Genomic DNA, 15838 nt, shown 5'->3' on the forward strand with positions numbered 1-15838 from the left:
TGCCTTTAGTTGGTCGCGATGCGCAGCGTCGCCATCAGGCGGCGGCCCGGCATCACCACCAGGTCCTTGTTCAGCGCGGTGCTCAGCCGCTGCGTGTCGTTGGTCAGGTTCTGGCCGACCAGCGCGATCTCCATATTGGGATGCGAGGCGAACGGGCGCACCGCCAGCTGGCCGTCGAGCGCCACGTAACCCGGCGTCGGCGTATCGAACACGCCCGCTTTGTCCTGTTTGCCGGCGTAGATCAGGTTGAACCCGGCATCCAACCGGTCGCCGGTCCAGTTCAGTCCGCCGCCGATGCGATAGGGCGGGATGCGCGGGACGTTGTTGCCGTCGTCCAGCGTCGCACGCGTATAGTCGGCGAGCACGTTGAACCGGTATACGCCGTGCGACGTGTGGACGAGGTCGTAGCTCGCTTCGCCCTCGAACCCGCGGAAATGCGCGCCCTGCTGGCGGTAGTTCAGCTCGCGCAGGTCGTGGTCGTCGTCCTGAGTCGCCTGGCACGCGCCGTCGTCGGTGCAGTACAGGCCGGTCAGGTCACCATAGATGTAATTCTTGAACCACGAACTGTAGACGCTGCCGTCGAAGCGGAACTTGCCCGACCGGATGCGCAGCGTGCCCTCCAGCGAATTGGCACGCTCGATCTTCAGCCGCGGATCGCCCGTCTCGAACGTGTTAGGTCCGTCATGCCCGCCGCGCGCGAACAATTCGGTCAGCGCCGGCGCGCGGCCGGTGCTGGAGAAGGTGACGCCCAGCTTCACCGCGGGGCTGACCGTATACAGCGCCCCGATCGCACCGCTCAGCGGCGTGTAGCGCGGCGTGGCGGCGACGTTCGATGCGGGCGTGCCGGTCAGATGCACCTGCTCGATCCGGCCCGACGCCTCGACGTGCAGCGGCCCGGCGATCTTCGTGTCGGTGAAGACGTATCCTGCGATGCTCTCCATCGTCGCGGGGAACAGGTACGAGCTGTCGTCGCCCACCGCCGAGAAGTTGCGGTGCTGATATTCGACGCCCAGCGCGGTGTTGTCGATGAAGCCGATCCGGTTGGTCAGCAGCTCGGCGCGCGCATTATATTCCTTGTTGCGGAACGTCGTGTCGATCGTGCCGTCCGGTTCCTTTTCGTCATGGCTGTAATTGGCGTAGCTGCCATCCAGGCTCAGCGACTTGAGCAGACCCGATCCCAGCGCGAACGACGATCGCGTCATCACCTTGGTCTGGCGCATGTCGATATAGGTGGTGTCGCTGGGGATGCCGTATTGCGCGTCATATTGCGTGATCGCCGCGCCGACATGGCTGTCCTTGTTGCTCCCGAAGAAATACGACCCGCCGACCGATCCGCCGAAGCCCTTGAAGAAGCTGTTCTGCTGGACGCCGAGCGGGGTGTCGTAATTGCCCTCGTGCCGGCCGAAGCCATCGGCGTGCAGCGCCAGGTCGCCGACCGTCGCATCGACCAGCGCGGCGCCCTGATACAGGTTGGACACGGTGCCATAGGTGCCGTTGACCTCACCCGAGAACGGCCGGTCGGACAGGTGCATCGGCACGCGATCGTTCAGCACGTTGACGACGCCGCCGATCGCCTGGCTGCCGTAGCGCAGCGTGCCCGCGCCGCGCACCACCTCGATGCTGCGCGCGGCGAGCGGATCGATCGGCATGCCATGGTCGGGCCCGATGTCGGACACGTCGGAGGAACTGAGGCCGTCTTCCAGGATGCGCACGCGTGTCGCGTCCATGCCGCGGATGATCGGGCGGCTGGCGCCGGTCGCGAATCCGGTCGCGGCGATGCCGGGCACCTTGGCCAGCGCATCGGAAATGCTCGCGCCGCCGGCCTTCAGGATGTCCTCGGCATCCACCTTGGCAGAGATGGCGGGCGTGTCGTCACGATCGTGCTGGATCGGGCTGGCGGTCACGATGATGTCACGGCCGGTGTCGGCCGTCTGGGAGGCGGGGGCGGCGGTCTGGGCGAGCGCGCAGGCGGGGAACAGCGCGGCGCTGGCCGCACCGAGGAACAGGAAAGAACGCATCGACGTCTCCGGGAAATCGGGCACAGGCGCGCATCGGCCGCAATCGGCGACGCGCGAGGGGGGAGGGATCAGAGCGGAGAGTCGATCGGCGGCGCGCGACTGCGCCAGCCATGGCCGCGCGGTGCGGGCAGGGGATAAGCGGCGACGGCGTGGACGGGCCGGATTGCCGCCGCGGGCACTGGGGCCACCGTCGCCGGCGCCGCATCGGGCATCAGCGGTTCGAACGCCGCGCGCGCATAGCAGAGCGTGCAATCCGCGTCCGCCGTCACCAGCGTCGTCGACCGGTCCGTGCCGTCGCGGGCGGTGAGATGCAGCGGATGCACGTGCGCCTGTGCGATGCCCCCGCCGCCCAGCAGCGCGCACAGCGCCAGCAGCGCAAGCATCAGCATGCCCGGCTGCGGCCGGCGCTGGCAGGGTCGCGTGTGTCTCATCCCGCCCCGTCCCGACACGAGCGAACCTGTCTAAAAGCTGAATGAGAGACAACATATCATCCTTGTCATGTTGCCCCACACGCAAGTTGCTGAAATCGCTCGCCCACGCGGATTGCGGCCGGATTGTTGCCGCCTGTCATCATCCCGTCGCACGCCGCGCGCAGACTGCACCGCCATCGGATTCGGATCGTTCCGGACGGCGCACATTCCTGTTACGATCGCGTAGAACCGCAAGGGGGACCCAAGGCCATGATCCGCGCCCGCTGCCATGCTGTCCTGCTCGCCTGTACGATGGCGACCCCCGCCACGGCCCAGCAGGCGACGACCGCGCCCCCGCCCGTGGCCCAGGCTGGCAACAAGGCTCCCGGCCCGGATATCGTCGTGCGAGGGCTGAAAGACCGCAAGCGCGGCACCTGGCGCCGGGCCGATGGCGCGCACATCATCGTCTATAGCAAGGGAAGCGCCGACGAACTGGTCCGGGTCACCCGCAACATCGAACGGCTGCATCAGTTGCTGACCCGTCTGTACCGACGGGGCGGCGGCGCCGACGACATGGTCCGGCCGCAGATCACGCTGCTCGATCCCGACACCGATCTGTCGAGCCTCGGTCTGCAGAATGCGCGCTGGCAGCAGGGGCCGTTCATGGCGCCCTTCGCGGGCACCGTCTATTACGACCCGCGCGAGGACGGCGAGGTGATGGCCGTGTCGCGTCGCGATACGTCCATCAAGCTCAATACCGTGCGTGCCTTCAACGAGGATTGCGACGACGTCGTGCAGTATGCCGGGACCGACGCGGTCGGACTGTGTTCGAAGATGGCACCGCATCGTAATCCGCTGGGCGTGGCGTGGGAACGCTCGCTCTACGCCGCCTACGCCGAACGCTTCATCCTCACCTATGCGCCGGCCAGCGATCCGCGCTGGTATCTGGATGGTATCGGCGCGCTCTTTTCATCGATCGCGATCCGGCCCGACGGCGCGATCGACTATGCCCGCGTGCCCGATCAGTTCCAACAGGTGCTGACCGCCTATGGGCCGGCTGACGTGGCCGGCGTCCTGACAGGCCGCTACCTGACCGACACCGGCGACGCCGCGCGCTGGTCCCCCTATCACGCGTGGCTAGTCAGCCACTTCTTCCTCTATTCGGCGCTGTCGTCCCAGCGCAGCGACCAGTTCCGCCGCTATATGGCCGCGGTGCGACAGGGCAAACCCCTTGCCGAAGCCGCCACCGTCTTCGGCGACCTTGCCGCCTTGCAGCGCGAGATCGGCCGGTACGCGCGCCGCGACTTCGCCTACGCCCATGGCCAGGCGCCGCAGCCTGATGTGCCGCCGCCCGCCGTCACGCAACTCTCGCCCGCAGACTCCGCACTGGTCGAGGCGCGCCTCGCGCTGGGCGGCCGTGGCGACGGCTGGCTCGACACCATCCGCGCCGCCACCACCGGTGTCGACGATCCCGACGCGCTGCGCGTCGCCGCGACGGCGGAATGCGGCAGCGGACATGCCGACGCCTGCCTCGCTGCCGCCGATCGTGTGCTGGCCAGCCGCCCCGACGATGCCGCGGCGCTCGCGTCGAAGGGGCGCGCGCTGACGCTGAAGGCAATCGCCGCGACCGGCACCGATCGGACGACCGGCCTCGCCGCCGCGCGGCAGCTTCTCGCCCGGGCGATCACGCTCGATCGGGACGCGCCCGCGCCGCGACTCGCCTATGTGCGAAGCTTTCTCGACGCGGGGCAGGCGCCGCCCGACGATGCGGTGCTCTGCCTTGCGCAAGTGATCCGCCGCGTGCCCGCCGCACCCGCGCCGCGCCTGCTGCTCGCCGAATCGTTACTGAAGCAGGGCAAGGCGGATCTCGCTGGCCGTGTCGCCTTCTCGCTGACGCATGGCCCGTTCGATTCCCCAGAACGACGCACCGCGGCGACGCTGTTCGCCTCGACCGGCACCGCTGCACGCGGCAGCTAAGTCGCCGCTTTTCGGGCCAGCGCGACGAGCCGCGCCAAAACGTCGACGACTTTCTTCGGTTCCCGTCCCGCCGATCTCTTGACGGTCCCCGGCCCGCGACACATATCCCGGCCGTTGGCACTCGCGCATCGTGAGTGCCAGATTTTTGTAACACTGACTGAAAAGAGGGACTTCGCAATGAACTTTCGTCCGTTGCATGACCGCGTCCTCGTCCGCCGTGTCGAGGCGGAAGAGAAGACGGCCGGCGGGATCATCATTCCCGACACCGCCAAGGAAAAGCCGCAGGAGGGCGAGGTCGTCGCCGCCGGCACCGGGCTGAAGGCCGAAGACGGCAAGGTCACTCCGCTGGACGTCAAGGCTGGCGACCGCATCCTGTTCGGCAAGTGGTCGGGCACCGAGGTGAAGGTCAACGGCGAAGACCTGCTGATCATGAAGGAAAGCGACATCCTCGGGATCGTCGGCTGATTGTGACGTGCAGGGCTGTTTTTGGCCCTGACGTACTGTCCACTTCCACAACTTCCAATTTTCGAAAGGGTAGCCACCATGGCAGCCAAGGACGTAAAATTCGGCCGCGACGCGCGTGAACGCATTCTGCGCGGCGTCGACATCCTCGCCGACGCGGTGAAGGTCACGCTGGGGCCGAAGGGCCGCAACGTCGTGATCGACAAGAGCTTCGGCGCGCCCCGCATCACCAAGGACGGTGTGTCGGTCGCCAAGGAAATCGAGCTCAAGGACAAGTTCGAGAACATGGGCGCGCAGATGGTGCGCGAAGTGGCCTCGAAGACCAACGACATCGCCGGTGACGGCACCACCACCGCGACCGTGCTCGCCCAGGCGATCGTGCGCGAAGGCATGAAGTCGGTTGCCGCCGGCATGAACCCGATGGACCTGAAGCGCGGCATCGACATCGCCGTCGCCAAGGTGGTCGAGGACGTGAAGTCGCGCTCGAAGCCCGTCTCGGGCTCGTCGGAAGTCGCGCAGGTCGGCATCATCTCGGCCAATGGCGACAAGGAAGTCGGCGAGAAGATCGCGGAAGCGATGGAGAAGGTCGGCAAGGAAGGCGTCATCACCGTCGAAGAGGCCAAGGGCCTCGAATTCGAGCTGGACGTCGTCGAGGGCATGCAGTTCGACCGCGGCTATCTGTCGCCCTACTTCATCACCAACCCGGAAAAGATGACGGTCGAGCTGAACGATCCGTACATCCTGATCCACGAGAAGAAGCTGTCGAACCTCCAGGCGATGCTCCCGATCCTGGAAGCCGTCGTCCAGTCGGGTCGCCCGCTCCTGATCATCGCCGAGGACATCGAGGGTGAGGCTCTGGCCACGCTCGTCGTCAACAAGCTGCGTGGCGGCCTGAAGGTCGCAGCGGTCAAGGCTCCGGGCTTCGGCGATCGTCGCAAGGCGATGCTGGAAGACATCGCGATCCTGACCAAGGGCGAGATGATCTCGGAAGACCTCGGCATCAAGCTCGAGAGCGTCACCGTCGGCATGCTGGGCACCGCCAAGCGCGTCACGATCGACAAGGACAACACCACCATCGTCGACGGTGCGGGTGAAGCCGATGCGATCAAGGGCCGCACCGAGGCGATCCGTGCGCAGATCGAGAACACCACCAGCGACTATGACCGCGAGAAGCTCCAGGAGCGTCTCGCCAAGCTCGCCGGCGGCGTGGCCGTGATCAAGGTCGGTGGTGCGACCGAGGTCGAGGTGAAGGAGCGCAAGGACCGCGTTGACGACGCGCTGCACGCGACCCGCGCGGCCGTCGAAGAAGGCATCGTCCCCGGCGGTGGTACGGCGCTGCTGTACGCGACGAAGGTGCTCGAAGGCGTCACCGGCGCCAACGAAGACCAGACCCGCGGCGTGGACATCGTCCGCAAGTCGCTGACCGCGCTGGTGCGTCAGATCGCGCAGAACGCTGGCCATGACGGCGCCGTCGTCTCGGGCAAGCTGCTCGACCAGACCGACACGTCGTTCGGCTTCAACGCTGCGACCGACCAGTATGAAAACCTGGTCGCCGCCGGCGTGATCGATCCGACCAAGGTCGTCCGCACCGCGCTGCAGAACGCAGCCTCGGTCGCCGGCCTGCTCATCACCACCGAGGCGACCGTCTCGGAACTGCCCGAGGACAAGGCTCCGGCCATGCCCGGCGGCGGCGGCATGGGCGGCATGGGCGGCATGGACTTCTGATTTCGGACCGGGGCAGGCGCTGCCTGCCCCGGACACGACATCAGAACGGCCGGCGGGTCGGCTCCGCCGATCCCGTCCGACGTCACGGCAGCGGCTCCGCCGCTGCCCGCCAAGCAAAACAGGGGCCGGGGGCGCAATCCTCCGGCCCTTTGTTTGACCCCATAGTGGTGGTACGCTCGGGCTATGGAGTACGCATCCTCCTATGATCCGATCACGGCCGGGGCGTTTGCCCAGTTCGGCTTCCCCGAACACCTCAAATGCGAATTGGTCCACGGCATCATCCGCAGACGTAACGACCGCACTCCCGCCCAAGCGAAGATCAGCAGCAACGTCCTGACGTACTTGCACAGCAAGCTTCGTGGGACCGACCGTCGGCCTTACGGTTTCGACACAGGCGTCCGTGTCACGGATACCGACGTCCGCTGCCCGGATGTCAGCGTCTGTTACGACAGCTCCGCTACTCACTGTCGTGAGGTGCCGCGCGTCCTCACTAACCCGATCGTTATAATCGAAGTCTGTTCAGGCTCGACCGGCCGCTTCGACGAAACCGCGAAACTCGGCCAGTATCGCCACCTGCCGTCGCTCGACACAATCGTCTTCGTCGATCCCGAAGCGGAAACGGCCCGCGTCATCCAGCGCCTCGGCCCCCAGTCATGGCGTGACGACCTGTTCGCCCAGCCCCACGACGTCATGCTGCCGGCGCTCGACCTGACCATCCCGCACACAGAAATCTTTGCTCGGGACTGACCCCAGCAACCCCATCGCCGCCCGCTCGTTACGCCGGCCATGAACCACGACGCGACCCGTACCGACATTCCCGCTGACGGTGCCATCCTCGGCTACGGACCGATGCTGCCGCTGGTCGCTGCCGGGATCGGCGCATGGCTGCTGCCGCCGCCCTGGCCATTCTGGGCGACGCATCTCGGGATCATCTGGGGTGCGTTGATCCTCGCCTTCATCGCCGGGGTGCGGCGCGGCTTCGGCTTCGGTAATCCGGGCGCGTCGAAGCCGGTCGAGATCGCGACCTGCATCGCCTATTTCACACTCGCCGGTCTGGCGCTCGTCGTCGAACAGGCGTCGACGGCGCTGCTGCTGCTGCTCGTCGGCTATGTCGCCGCGGGCTTTCTCGATCGCCGCGCTGCGATCGCCGGCAACGCACCCGCTTATTTCGCGGCGCTGCGGCTGCGCCAGCTGTTGATCGGCGCGGCGGGGATCGCCGCGCTGTTTGCCCGGGCCGTCATCACCTGACGGCCCGGCTGGCTCCGCTTACTTCTGCATCGCCTCGATCAGTTTCTTGACGTCCTGGCTGCGACCGCGCGGCACGATCATTACGTCGTTGCCGCACGCCACCACAATCAGGTCGCTGACGCCCACCGCCGAGATGCGGACGCCGTCTGATCGGATCAGGCAATTGTTCGTGTCGATCGCCAGCACCTCGCCGCGATGGTGGTTGCCACGCTCGTCGCAGGGGCTGATCGCAAGCAGCGCGTCCCAGCTGCCGACGTCGCTCCAGCCCATAGCCACCGGCACCACCGCGACGCGATCGGCGCGTTCCATCACCGCATAGTCGATCGAATCCGACGGCGACGCCCCGAATGCGTCCGCATCCGGATAGACCCGCACGCCCTCGCGTCTGGCCTGCCGCATCGCCGTCTGCGCCGCGGTCAGGATCGCCGGGGCATGCGCCGCCAGCGCGCCCAGGAACATGTCTGCGCGGAACAGGAAGATGCCGCCGTTCCACACATGGTCGCCCGCCGCCAGCATCGCCTCGGCACGGTCGCGCGGCGGTTTTTCGACGAATCGCGCGACGCGATGCACCCCTTCGGCCAGTTGGTCGCCGACCTGGATCCAGCCATAGCCGGTTTCCGGCGCATCGGGCGCGATCCCGAACGTCACCAGCCAGCCCTCCGCGACCATCGGCATCGCGGCGTCCACCGCGGCGCGAAACGCCTCGACATCCGCGATGACGTGATCGGACGGCATGACGAGCAGCGCGTCCTCCGCCCCCGCCGCCAGCGCGGCGAGCGCGATCGCCGGCGCGGTGTTGCGGCCGACCGGCTCCAGGATCACCGCCTGCGGTTTGGCGTCGGCGGCGGCGAGCTGTTCGTCGATCGCATCGGCATGCCGCGCATTGGCGACGACGATCGGCGCTGCGAACGCCTCGCCATGCGCCCGTCGCGCGGTCAGCTGCAGCATCGTCTCGTCCGCCGTCAGCGGCAGCAGCTGCTTGGGCATTTCGGGGCGCGACATCGGCCACAGCCGGGTGCCCGATCCTCCCGAAAGGATCACAGGAACGATCGTCATATAGGTCAGGAAACTCCTAGGAAGTCTCTTCCTAAGCCAGAAAAGACCGGAAACGTAACGATAATCCTCGCCGCTTGTTCAAGCTTTCTTCGTATTTTTCTGCGACGCCGCTGACAGCCTGTCGGAAAAGCTTACAGGACGGCGTCGGAGGAGCCGGGCATGATCCGCCTGTTCAAGCATTACGTGCCGCATGTCGTGCTGTTGCTCGGCCTGGTCGACGCGCTGTTGCTGGTGCTGGCCGGCGAACTCGGCTGGGTGCTGCGCGCCTATCAGATCGGCATGCACGTCGATCCGATCACGACGCGCCTGCCGCAATTGCTGTCCTTCGCCTTCGCCTTGCAGGTCGCACTGATTGCGGTCGGCGCCTATGGCGTCGCCTCGCTCCTGTCGCTCCGCTTTGCGGCGGCACGGCTGGCGGTGGCGCTGCTGATCGGCGTATCGTGCCTGTCGATTCTGTTCTTCCTGATCCCGCCGCTCGCGCTGTGGCGGTCGAACCTCGCCTATGCGACGCTGATCGCGGCGGTGTTGCTAGTAATCGTACGCGGCGTCGTCGGGCGTCTCGTGGGGGGAGACCTGCTCAAGCGGCGCATCCTCGTGCTGGGGGCGGGCGCGCAGGCGAACCGGATCCGCGAACTGGCGCAGCAGCCCGGCGCCAACGTCATCGTCGCCGGCTTCATCGCGATGCGCGATGGCGAGACGGTGGTGCCCGACGCAATCCCGCGCGGCGCCATCCCCAATCTCGCCGCGCACGTCCTCGACCACCAGGTCGCCGAGGTGGTGCTGGCGTTGGAGGAACGTCGCAACGCGCTGCCGCTGCAGGACCTGCTGCGCGTCCGCACCACGGGCGTCGCCGTTACCAATATCTCCAGCTTCCTCGAACGCGAGACGGGGCGGATCGATCTCCGCTCGGTCAACCCGTCGTGGTTGATCTTTTCGGACGGTTTCGCCTCGGGCCGCATGGTGTCGAGCGCCTTCAAGCGCGCCTTCGACGTCATTGCCAGTCTGATGTTGCTCGCCTTCACACTTCCGATCATCCTGCTGACCGCGGTGGCGATCCGCCTCGAATCGAAGGGCCCCGCCTTTTACCGCCAGCGCCGCGTCGGCCTGTACAATCAGGGCTTCGACATTCTGAAGCTGCGCTCGATGCGCCAGGATGCCGAGGTGCCGGGGCACGCGGTCTGGGCGGAGAAGGACGATCCCCGCATCACCCGCATCGGCCGCATCATTCGCAAGGTGCGGATCGACGAGCTGCCGCAGGCCTGGTCGGTGCTGAAGGGCGAGATGAGCTTCGTCGGCCCGCGCCCCGAACGTCCGCAATTCGTCGCGCAGCTCGAACAGCAGCTGCCTTATTATGCCGAGCGGCATATGGTGAAGCCCGGCATTACCGGCTGGGCGCAGATCAACTATCCCTATGGCGCTTCGATCGAGGATGCGCGCCACAAGCTCGAATACGACCTCTATTATGCCAAGAATTATTCGCCGTTCCTCGACCTGCTGATCCTGTTGCAGACGTTGCGCGTGATCCTGTGGCCGTCGGGCGCGCGCTAGCATCATGGTGATGCTGATCCTCTGGGGGCATGCGCTTGCCGCGCTCGGTTTTGCGGCATTGACGCTCGCCTGGTCGCGTCGGGCGGCGGCGGTCGGCCTGCACAGTCGCATGCTGGTCGCGGCGCTGGCGGTGACGGCGCTGTGGGCGCTGGCGGTGGCGGGGATCGGCGAAGCGGACCTCGTGACGCGCGTCGTGCAGTCGTTGCGCAACCTCATCTGGCTGGCGGCTATGCTGGTACTGGTCCGGCGGACCGGCGCCGGCGTGGCGGCGGTGTATGCGCTCTACGCGGCGACCGCGACGGTCAGCGCGCTGGCGATCGGGTGCGCATTGCTCGAAACGCTGCCGTTCGCGGCGACGACGCTGGCGACGCTCGCCGACCTGCGGCTGATCGCGCGCATGCTGGCGGCGGTCGGCGGGCTGATCCTCGTCCACCAGCTCGCCTTCGTGGGGCGCGAGCGAGAACGCGGGCGGATCGTGCTGATCGCGGCGGCGATCGCCACCATCTGGGGCCTCGACCTGCTCGTCGCCGCGGCAGACTGGGGCTGGGGCGCGTCGCCCGCGGTGGTCGTGGTCCGCGGCTTTGCCCTGACCGTCGCCACCGTGTTCCTCGCGGTGCCGTTGCAGGCCGACCGGCGCGGCCTGTCGCTGTCGCACGACGTCGCGATGCGGCTGTTCGTCGCGACCGCGATCGCCGCCTATGTCGGCGCGACGTTGCTCGCGACGCAGGTCGCTGGCCGGTACGCGGGCGATGCCGCGCGCGTGGCGCAGACCGCCATCGTGCTCGGCGCGACCACCGCGCTGATGACCTTGCTGTCGACGCCCTGGCTGCGCGCCTGGACCAAGGTGAAGGTCGCCAAGCATTTCTTCGACCACCGCTACGACTATCGCGCCGAATGGCAGCGCTTCACCGCCACTTTGGGATCGCCGGGCGAGGGCGCCGACCCGCTCGACCGCCGCATCGTCCGTGCGATGGCGGAGCTGACCGGATCGCCTGCCGGCCTGCTGCTGATACCCGCCGGCATGGCCCTTGAGGCAGGCGCAGCCTGGCACTGGCCCGAACACCCGCCCGAAGCGGCAGCGGGCGACACCGCGCTTTGCACCTATCTGGCCGCGACCGGCCGCATCGTCGCGCTCGACCAGGTTCGCCGCGGCGACGCGCCGGGGGGCGAGGGCGCGGCGGTCCCGGCATGGATGTGTACGCAGGACGAGGCCTGGGCGCTCGTGCCCCTGTTGCACGGCACCAGCCTGATCGGGGCGATCCTGCTGGCCCGCCCGGCGGTGGACCGCGCGCTCGACTGGGAGGACCTCGATCTGCTCCGCGTCGCCGGGCGGCAGGCGGCGAGCTACCTTGCCGAGGATCGCGCGCATGCCGCGCTCGCCGATGCCGCGCGCTTCGACGAATTCAATCGACGCTTCGCCTTCATCCTCCACGATATCAAGAACATGGTCAGCGGGCTCAGTCTCGTCGCGCGCAATGCGGAGCGGCATGCCGACAATCCCGCCTTCCGCGCCGACATGGTCGAAACCCTCAAGGATTCCGCCGCCCGCATGAACGCGCTGCTCGCCCGCCTGTCGCAGCATCATCGCAGTCTGCCCGAACCGCTACAGCCGGTCGACGTCGCCGTGCTCGCCGCACGCCTGGCTGGCGCCCGCCGCGCGCAGCATGTCATCGAAGTCGCAGGGCAGGGGACGGCGCTCGCGCAGCCCGGGCGGCTCGAACAATTGCTCGGGCACCTGCTCCAGAACGCCGTCGAGGCCTCGCCCGCCGACGCCCCGATCGCGATCGCGATCACGACGGAGGGCGCGCGTGTCGAGATCGACGTGGTCGATCAGGGCTGCGGGATGAGCGCTGCCTTCATCCGCGACCAATTGTTCCGCGCCTTCGCCTCGTCCAAGCCCGATGGCTTCGGCCTCGGCGCCTATGAGGCGCGCGAACTGGCGAGCGCGATGGGCGGCACGCTGACCGTTACCAGCCGCGAAGGCGCCGGCACCCGCTTCCGCGTCACGCTGCCGGCCGCGACGGCGCTGGAGGCAGCGGCATGACCGAGGTGCGGCCCGTCCTGCTCGTCGTCGAGGACGACCTCGCGCTGCAACGCCAGTTGCGCTGGGCCTATGAAGGCTATGAGATCGTCACCGCCGCCACCCGGGCCGAGGCGATCGATGCGCTGCGCCTGCACGAACCCGCCGTCGTCACGCTCGACCTCGGCCTGCCGCCCGATCCCGACGGCACCAGCGAAGGCTTCGCGACGCTAGCGGAGATGCTGGCGCTCAAGCCCGACACCAAGATCATCGTCGCCTCCGGCCATGGCGCGCGCGCGAGCGCGCTGGACGCCATCGCGCTGGGGGCCTGGGACTTTTACGCCAAGCCGATCGACATCGACGCGCTGGGCCTGATCGTCGCGCGCGCCTTCCACGTCCATGGGCTCGAGGCGGAAAACCGTCGCCTCGCCGCGCGGGATACCGGTCACGCCGGATTCGGCGGCCTGATCTACGCCTCGGATGCGATGGCGAAGGTGGTGCGCACCGTCGAACGCGTCGCGCCGGCTGACGTCTCGGTCATGCTGCTCGGCGCCAGCGGCACCGGCAAGGAACTGCTGGCGCGTGGGCTGCATCAGGCCTCGCCGCGGCGCGCCGGTGCCTTCGTCGCGATCAACTGCGCCGCCATCCCCGAAACTCTGCTCGAAAGCGAATTGTTCGGCCACGAAAAGGGTGCGTTCACCGGCGCGGTGAAGACGACGCCCGGCAAGATCGAACAGGCCGCCGGCGGCACCCTGTTCCTCGACGAAATCGGCGACGTACCGCTGCCGCTCCAGGTCAAATTGCTGCGCTTCCTGCAAGAGCGTGTCATCGAACGCATCGGCGGGCGCAAACCGATCCCCGTCGACACGCGCATCGTCTGCGCCACGCACCGCGATGTCGATGCGATGGTCGCCGACGGCAGCTTCCGCGACGACCTCTATTACCGCCTCGCCGAAATCGTGGTGCGCATTCCCGCGCTCGCCGAACGGCCGGGCGATGCCGCACTGCTCGCCCGCGCGCTCGTCCACCGCCATGCCGCGGTGATGAAGCTGCCGGTCACCGGCCTCGCCCCCGATGCACTCGCCGCGATCGAGGCATGGGGCTGGCCCGGCAACGTCCGCGAGCTCGAAAACCGCATCAAGCGCGCCGTCATCATGGCGGACGGCAAGCTGGTCACTGCCGCCGACCTCGATCTCGTCGCCGCGTCCGATGATGGCCTGCCGCTCAACCTGCGCACCGCACGCGAGGCGGCCGATCGGCAGGCGATCCGCCAGGCGCTGGCGCAGGCGGGCGGCAACATCTCCGGTGCGTCGCGGTTGCTCGGGATCAGTCGCCCGACGCTGTACGACCTCCTGAAGAGCTACGACCTGCATGGCTGATCCGCGCTATCCGATGCTGCGCCGTCGCCGGCGGCGGCGCGGGATGCGGCTCCGGCTGCCGGCGTTCACCCGCGCCCGCGCGGTTGCGCTCGGGGTGCTCCTCCTCGTGCTGATCGCCGCGGCCGCACTGGCGCTGCGTCCGCATGCCCGCCCCGCACCGGCCGAGGCACTCGCCGATGCACGCACCGCCTTCGGCCTCGGCAATTTCAGCGCCGCACGCAATCACGCGCTCGCCGCGCTGGCCGGCGACTCCGTGTCACGTCCCGCGATGCTGCTGCTCGCGCGCAGCTATCTGCGGCTGGGCGAGGGCGCCGCGGCGGAGGGCACATTGGCGCGCGCCGGCAAGCTCGGCGAACCGGCGGCGGCGCTCGCCGGCCTGCAAGCGCAGGCGCGGCTGTTGCAGGGCGATCCGCAGGGTGCGCTCGACCGCGCCGACCAGGCCGTGGCGAACGATGGCGACGCGGTCCGCGCGCGGGCGCGCGCCACCGCGCTCGGCGGCGATGCCGGTGAAGGCGCGCGACTGCTGACCGACTGGATCGCCGCGCACCCCGATGACGTGCTGGCGGTGATGGACTTCGGCCGCATCCGCCTCGATGCCGGCGAACTCACCGGCGCCACGCAGGCGGCGGCGCGCGCGGTGCGGCTCGCCCCCGGCGATCCCGGCCCGCTGACCTTGCAGGCGGAGGTGGTGCGCACCCGCTACGGCCTCACCGCCGCATTGCCCTGGTTCGAAGCGGCGTTGCAGCGCGATGCTTATTATACGCCCGCGCTGATCGGCTATGCCGCGACGCTGGGCGAGCTGGGGCACAACGCCGACCTGCTCGATGCCGCCCGCGCGGCGCTCGCCGCCCGGCCGGGCCATCCGCAGGCGCTGTATCTGCAAGCCGTGCTCGCCGCACGCGCGGGCAAACCGGGCCTCGCCCGCGCGATGCTCTACCATGCCGGCGGCGCGCTCGCCGCCACGCCGGGGGCGATGCTGCTCGACGGTGGCGCCGATCTCCAGGCCGGCCGGTACGAGGGCGCGACCGGCACTTGGCGCCGGCTCGCCGAGGCGCAGCCTGCCAATCTGGTCGTCCGCCGCCTGCTCGGCGGCGCGATGCTGCGCGCGGGCGATCCCGCTGGCGCGCTTGACTGGCTGGGCCCGGCAATTCAGCGCCGCGACGCCGACGCCTATACGCTGACGCTCGCCGCCCGCGCCTATGAAGCGCGCAGCGATCGCCTGACCGCCGGGCAATTGCTCGACCGCGCGGCCCGCGGCGCCACCGACAGCGCGGGCGGCTTCGCCAGCGACGACACCGTTGGCACGCTGCGCGCCGCAGCTGCGGGCGATCCCGGCGAGCCGCATGCGCTGATCGAGGTGATCCGCGGCCAGCTCTCCGCCGGCGACACCGCGGGCGCCATCGCCCAGGCGCGCGTGCTGGTCGCGCAAAGCCCCGGCGCGCCGCCCGCCCAGCTCGCGCTCGGCGATACGCTCGCCGCCGCGGGCCGCTATGCCGAGGCCGCGCCCGTTTATGCCCGCGCCGCCAGCCTGTCGTTCGACGAGGCGACGATGCTGCGGCTGGTCGACGCCTGGGGTCGCGCGGGCCGCCCCGAACAGGCGGCGGCGGCGCTGTCGCTGTTCCTCGAACAGAATCCTCAGAACCTGACCGCGCAAGGCCTGCGCGGCCGCCTTCAGATCGAGACTGGCGAAGCCGATGCCGGTATCGAGACGCTGGAAGCGGTGCGCCGCATCGCCGGCAACCGCGACGCCGCGCTGCTCGCCGATCTCGCGCGCGGCTATGCCGCCACCGACGACGGCGCCGTCGCCCGCCGCTACGCCCGCGCGGCCTATGCGCTGTCGCCGATGAACCCCGGCGTGTGCGACGCCTATGCGCTCGCCCTTGCCGCGGACGGCGACCTTGCCGGCGCGCGCCAGCTCGCGGCCAAGGCGCTGGCGCTCGCCCCCGGCGACCCGCGCCTCGCCGCACATGCCCGAGCGCTCGCCCGCTGATCGCT

Annotated in this window: 12 protein-coding genes; 9 read left to right on the forward strand and 3 right to left on the reverse strand. The window is 68.8% G+C overall.

The window, feature by feature from the left end:
- Window positions 1-5: 5 nt before the first annotated feature.
- Window positions 6-2018, reverse strand: a complete 2013-nt coding sequence (locus tag ACP7A3_RS07605) for a TonB-dependent receptor (protein ID WP_426256233.1) — start codon at window positions 2016-2018, stop codon at window positions 6-8.
- Between the two features lie 68 nt (window positions 2019-2086).
- Window positions 2087-2449 (reverse strand): DUF2946 family protein, encoded by a 363-nt coding sequence (locus ACP7A3_RS07610; protein WP_426256232.1) that lies wholly within the window; start codon window positions 2447-2449, stop codon window positions 2087-2089.
- A 249-nt stretch (window positions 2450-2698) separates the two neighbouring features.
- On the opposite strand from ACP7A3_RS07610, the gene ACP7A3_RS07615 reads away from it, so the two are divergent.
- The 5 genes from ACP7A3_RS07615 to ACP7A3_RS07635 all read left to right on the forward strand — a co-directional run bounded on the left by ACP7A3_RS07615 (window position 2699) and on the right by ACP7A3_RS07635 (window position 7840).
- On the forward strand, window positions 2699-4405 hold the full coding sequence (locus ACP7A3_RS07615) for a hypothetical protein (RefSeq protein ID WP_426256231.1): 1707 nt from the start codon (window positions 2699-2701) through the stop codon (window positions 4403-4405).
- Window positions 4406-4582: 177 nt separating this feature from the next.
- Complete coding sequence (groES, locus tag ACP7A3_RS07620; RefSeq protein WP_017977532.1) at window positions 4583-4870, forward strand: co-chaperone GroES; 288 nt, start codon at window positions 4583-4585, stop codon at window positions 4868-4870.
- A 78-nt stretch (window positions 4871-4948) separates the two neighbouring features.
- On the forward strand, window positions 4949-6592 hold the full coding sequence (gene groL / locus ACP7A3_RS07625) for a chaperonin GroEL (RefSeq protein ID WP_043060274.1): 1644 nt from the start codon (window positions 4949-4951) through the stop codon (window positions 6590-6592).
- 183 nt (window positions 6593-6775) lie between these two features.
- Window positions 6776-7339, forward strand: a complete 564-nt coding sequence (locus ACP7A3_RS07630; protein WP_426256230.1) for a Uma2 family endonuclease — start codon at window positions 6776-6778, stop codon at window positions 7337-7339.
- A 39-nt stretch (window positions 7340-7378) separates the two neighbouring features.
- Window positions 7379-7840, forward strand: a complete 462-nt coding sequence (locus ACP7A3_RS07635) for a DUF3429 domain-containing protein (RefSeq protein ID WP_426256229.1) — start codon at window positions 7379-7381, stop codon at window positions 7838-7840.
- Window positions 7841-7858: 18 nt separating this feature from the next.
- Here the strand turns inward: ACP7A3_RS07635 and ACP7A3_RS07640 are convergent, their stop codons facing one another.
- Window positions 7859-8896, reverse strand: coding sequence for a mannose-1-phosphate guanylyltransferase/mannose-6-phosphate isomerase (locus ACP7A3_RS07640; protein WP_426256228.1), 1038 nt, complete (start codon window positions 8894-8896; stop codon window positions 7859-7861).
- A gap of 159 nt (window positions 8897-9055) precedes the next feature.
- On the opposite strand from ACP7A3_RS07640, the gene ACP7A3_RS07645 reads away from it, so the two are divergent.
- Genes ACP7A3_RS07645 through ACP7A3_RS07660 form a run of 4 tightly spaced genes read left to right on the forward strand, consistent with a single transcriptional unit; the run spans window position 9056 to window position 15833 of the window.
- Window positions 9056-10444, forward strand: a complete 1389-nt coding sequence (locus ACP7A3_RS07645; protein ID WP_426256227.1) for a TIGR03013 family XrtA/PEP-CTERM system glycosyltransferase — start codon at window positions 9056-9058, stop codon at window positions 10442-10444.
- Between the two features lie 10 nt (window positions 10445-10454).
- Complete coding sequence (gene prsK / locus ACP7A3_RS07650; RefSeq protein WP_426256226.1) at window positions 10455-12488, forward strand: XrtA/PEP-CTERM system histidine kinase PrsK; 2034 nt, start codon at window positions 10455-10457, stop codon at window positions 12486-12488.
- Window positions 12485-13843 carry a PEP-CTERM-box response regulator transcription factor gene (prsR, locus tag ACP7A3_RS07655; RefSeq protein ID WP_426256225.1) on the forward strand — a complete coding sequence of 453 codons (1359 nt, stop codon included), beginning with the start codon at window positions 12485-12487 and terminating at the stop codon, window positions 13841-13843. The genes prsK and prsR overlap by 4 nt, the downstream gene beginning before the upstream one ends.
- Window positions 13836-15833 carry a tetratricopeptide repeat protein gene (locus ACP7A3_RS07660; protein ID WP_426256224.1) on the forward strand — a complete coding sequence of 666 codons (1998 nt, stop codon included), beginning with the start codon at window positions 13836-13838 and terminating at the stop codon, window positions 15831-15833. Before prsR ends, ACP7A3_RS07660 begins: the two co-directional genes overlap by 8 nt.
- Window positions 15834-15838: the final 5 nt, after the last annotated feature.

The sequence above is a fragment of the Sphingomonas sp. DC5200-1 genome, assembly GCF_049897245.1.
In the GTDB taxonomy this organism is placed as follows: domain Bacteria; phylum Pseudomonadota; class Alphaproteobacteria; order Sphingomonadales; family Sphingomonadaceae; genus Sphingomonas; species Sphingomonas aquatilis.

Coding starts and splice junctions, on each gene's coding strand:
- ACP7A3_RS07605 (WP_426256233.1), bottom strand. CDS start 2,018: ATGCGTTCTTTCCTGTTCCTCGGTGCGGCCAGCGCCGCGCTGTTCCCC.
- ACP7A3_RS07610 (WP_426256232.1), bottom strand. CDS start 2,449: ATGAGACACACGCGACCCTGCCAGCGCCGGCCGCAGCCGGGCATGCTG.
- ACP7A3_RS07615 (WP_426256231.1), top strand. CDS start 2,699: ATGATCCGCGCCCGCTGCCATGCTGTCCTGCTCGCCTGTACGATGGCG.
- groES (WP_017977532.1), top strand. CDS start 4,583: ATGAACTTTCGTCCGTTGCATGACCGCGTCCTCGTCCGCCGTGTCGAG.
- groL (WP_043060274.1), top strand. CDS start 4,949: ATGGCAGCCAAGGACGTAAAATTCGGCCGCGACGCGCGTGAACGCATT.
- ACP7A3_RS07630 (WP_426256230.1), top strand. CDS start 6,776: ATGGAGTACGCATCCTCCTATGATCCGATCACGGCCGGGGCGTTTGCC.
- ACP7A3_RS07635 (WP_426256229.1), top strand. CDS start 7,379: ATGAACCACGACGCGACCCGTACCGACATTCCCGCTGACGGTGCCATC.
- ACP7A3_RS07640 (WP_426256228.1), bottom strand. CDS start 8,896: ATGACGATCGTTCCTGTGATCCTTTCGGGAGGATCGGGCACCCGGCTG.
- ACP7A3_RS07645 (WP_426256227.1), top strand. CDS start 9,056: ATGATCCGCCTGTTCAAGCATTACGTGCCGCATGTCGTGCTGTTGCTC.
- prsK (WP_426256226.1), top strand. CDS start 10,455: ATGCTGATCCTCTGGGGGCATGCGCTTGCCGCGCTCGGTTTTGCGGCA.
- prsR (WP_426256225.1), top strand. CDS start 12,485: ATGACCGAGGTGCGGCCCGTCCTGCTCGTCGTCGAGGACGACCTCGCG.
- ACP7A3_RS07660 (WP_426256224.1), top strand. CDS start 13,836: ATGGCTGATCCGCGCTATCCGATGCTGCGCCGTCGCCGGCGGCGGCGC.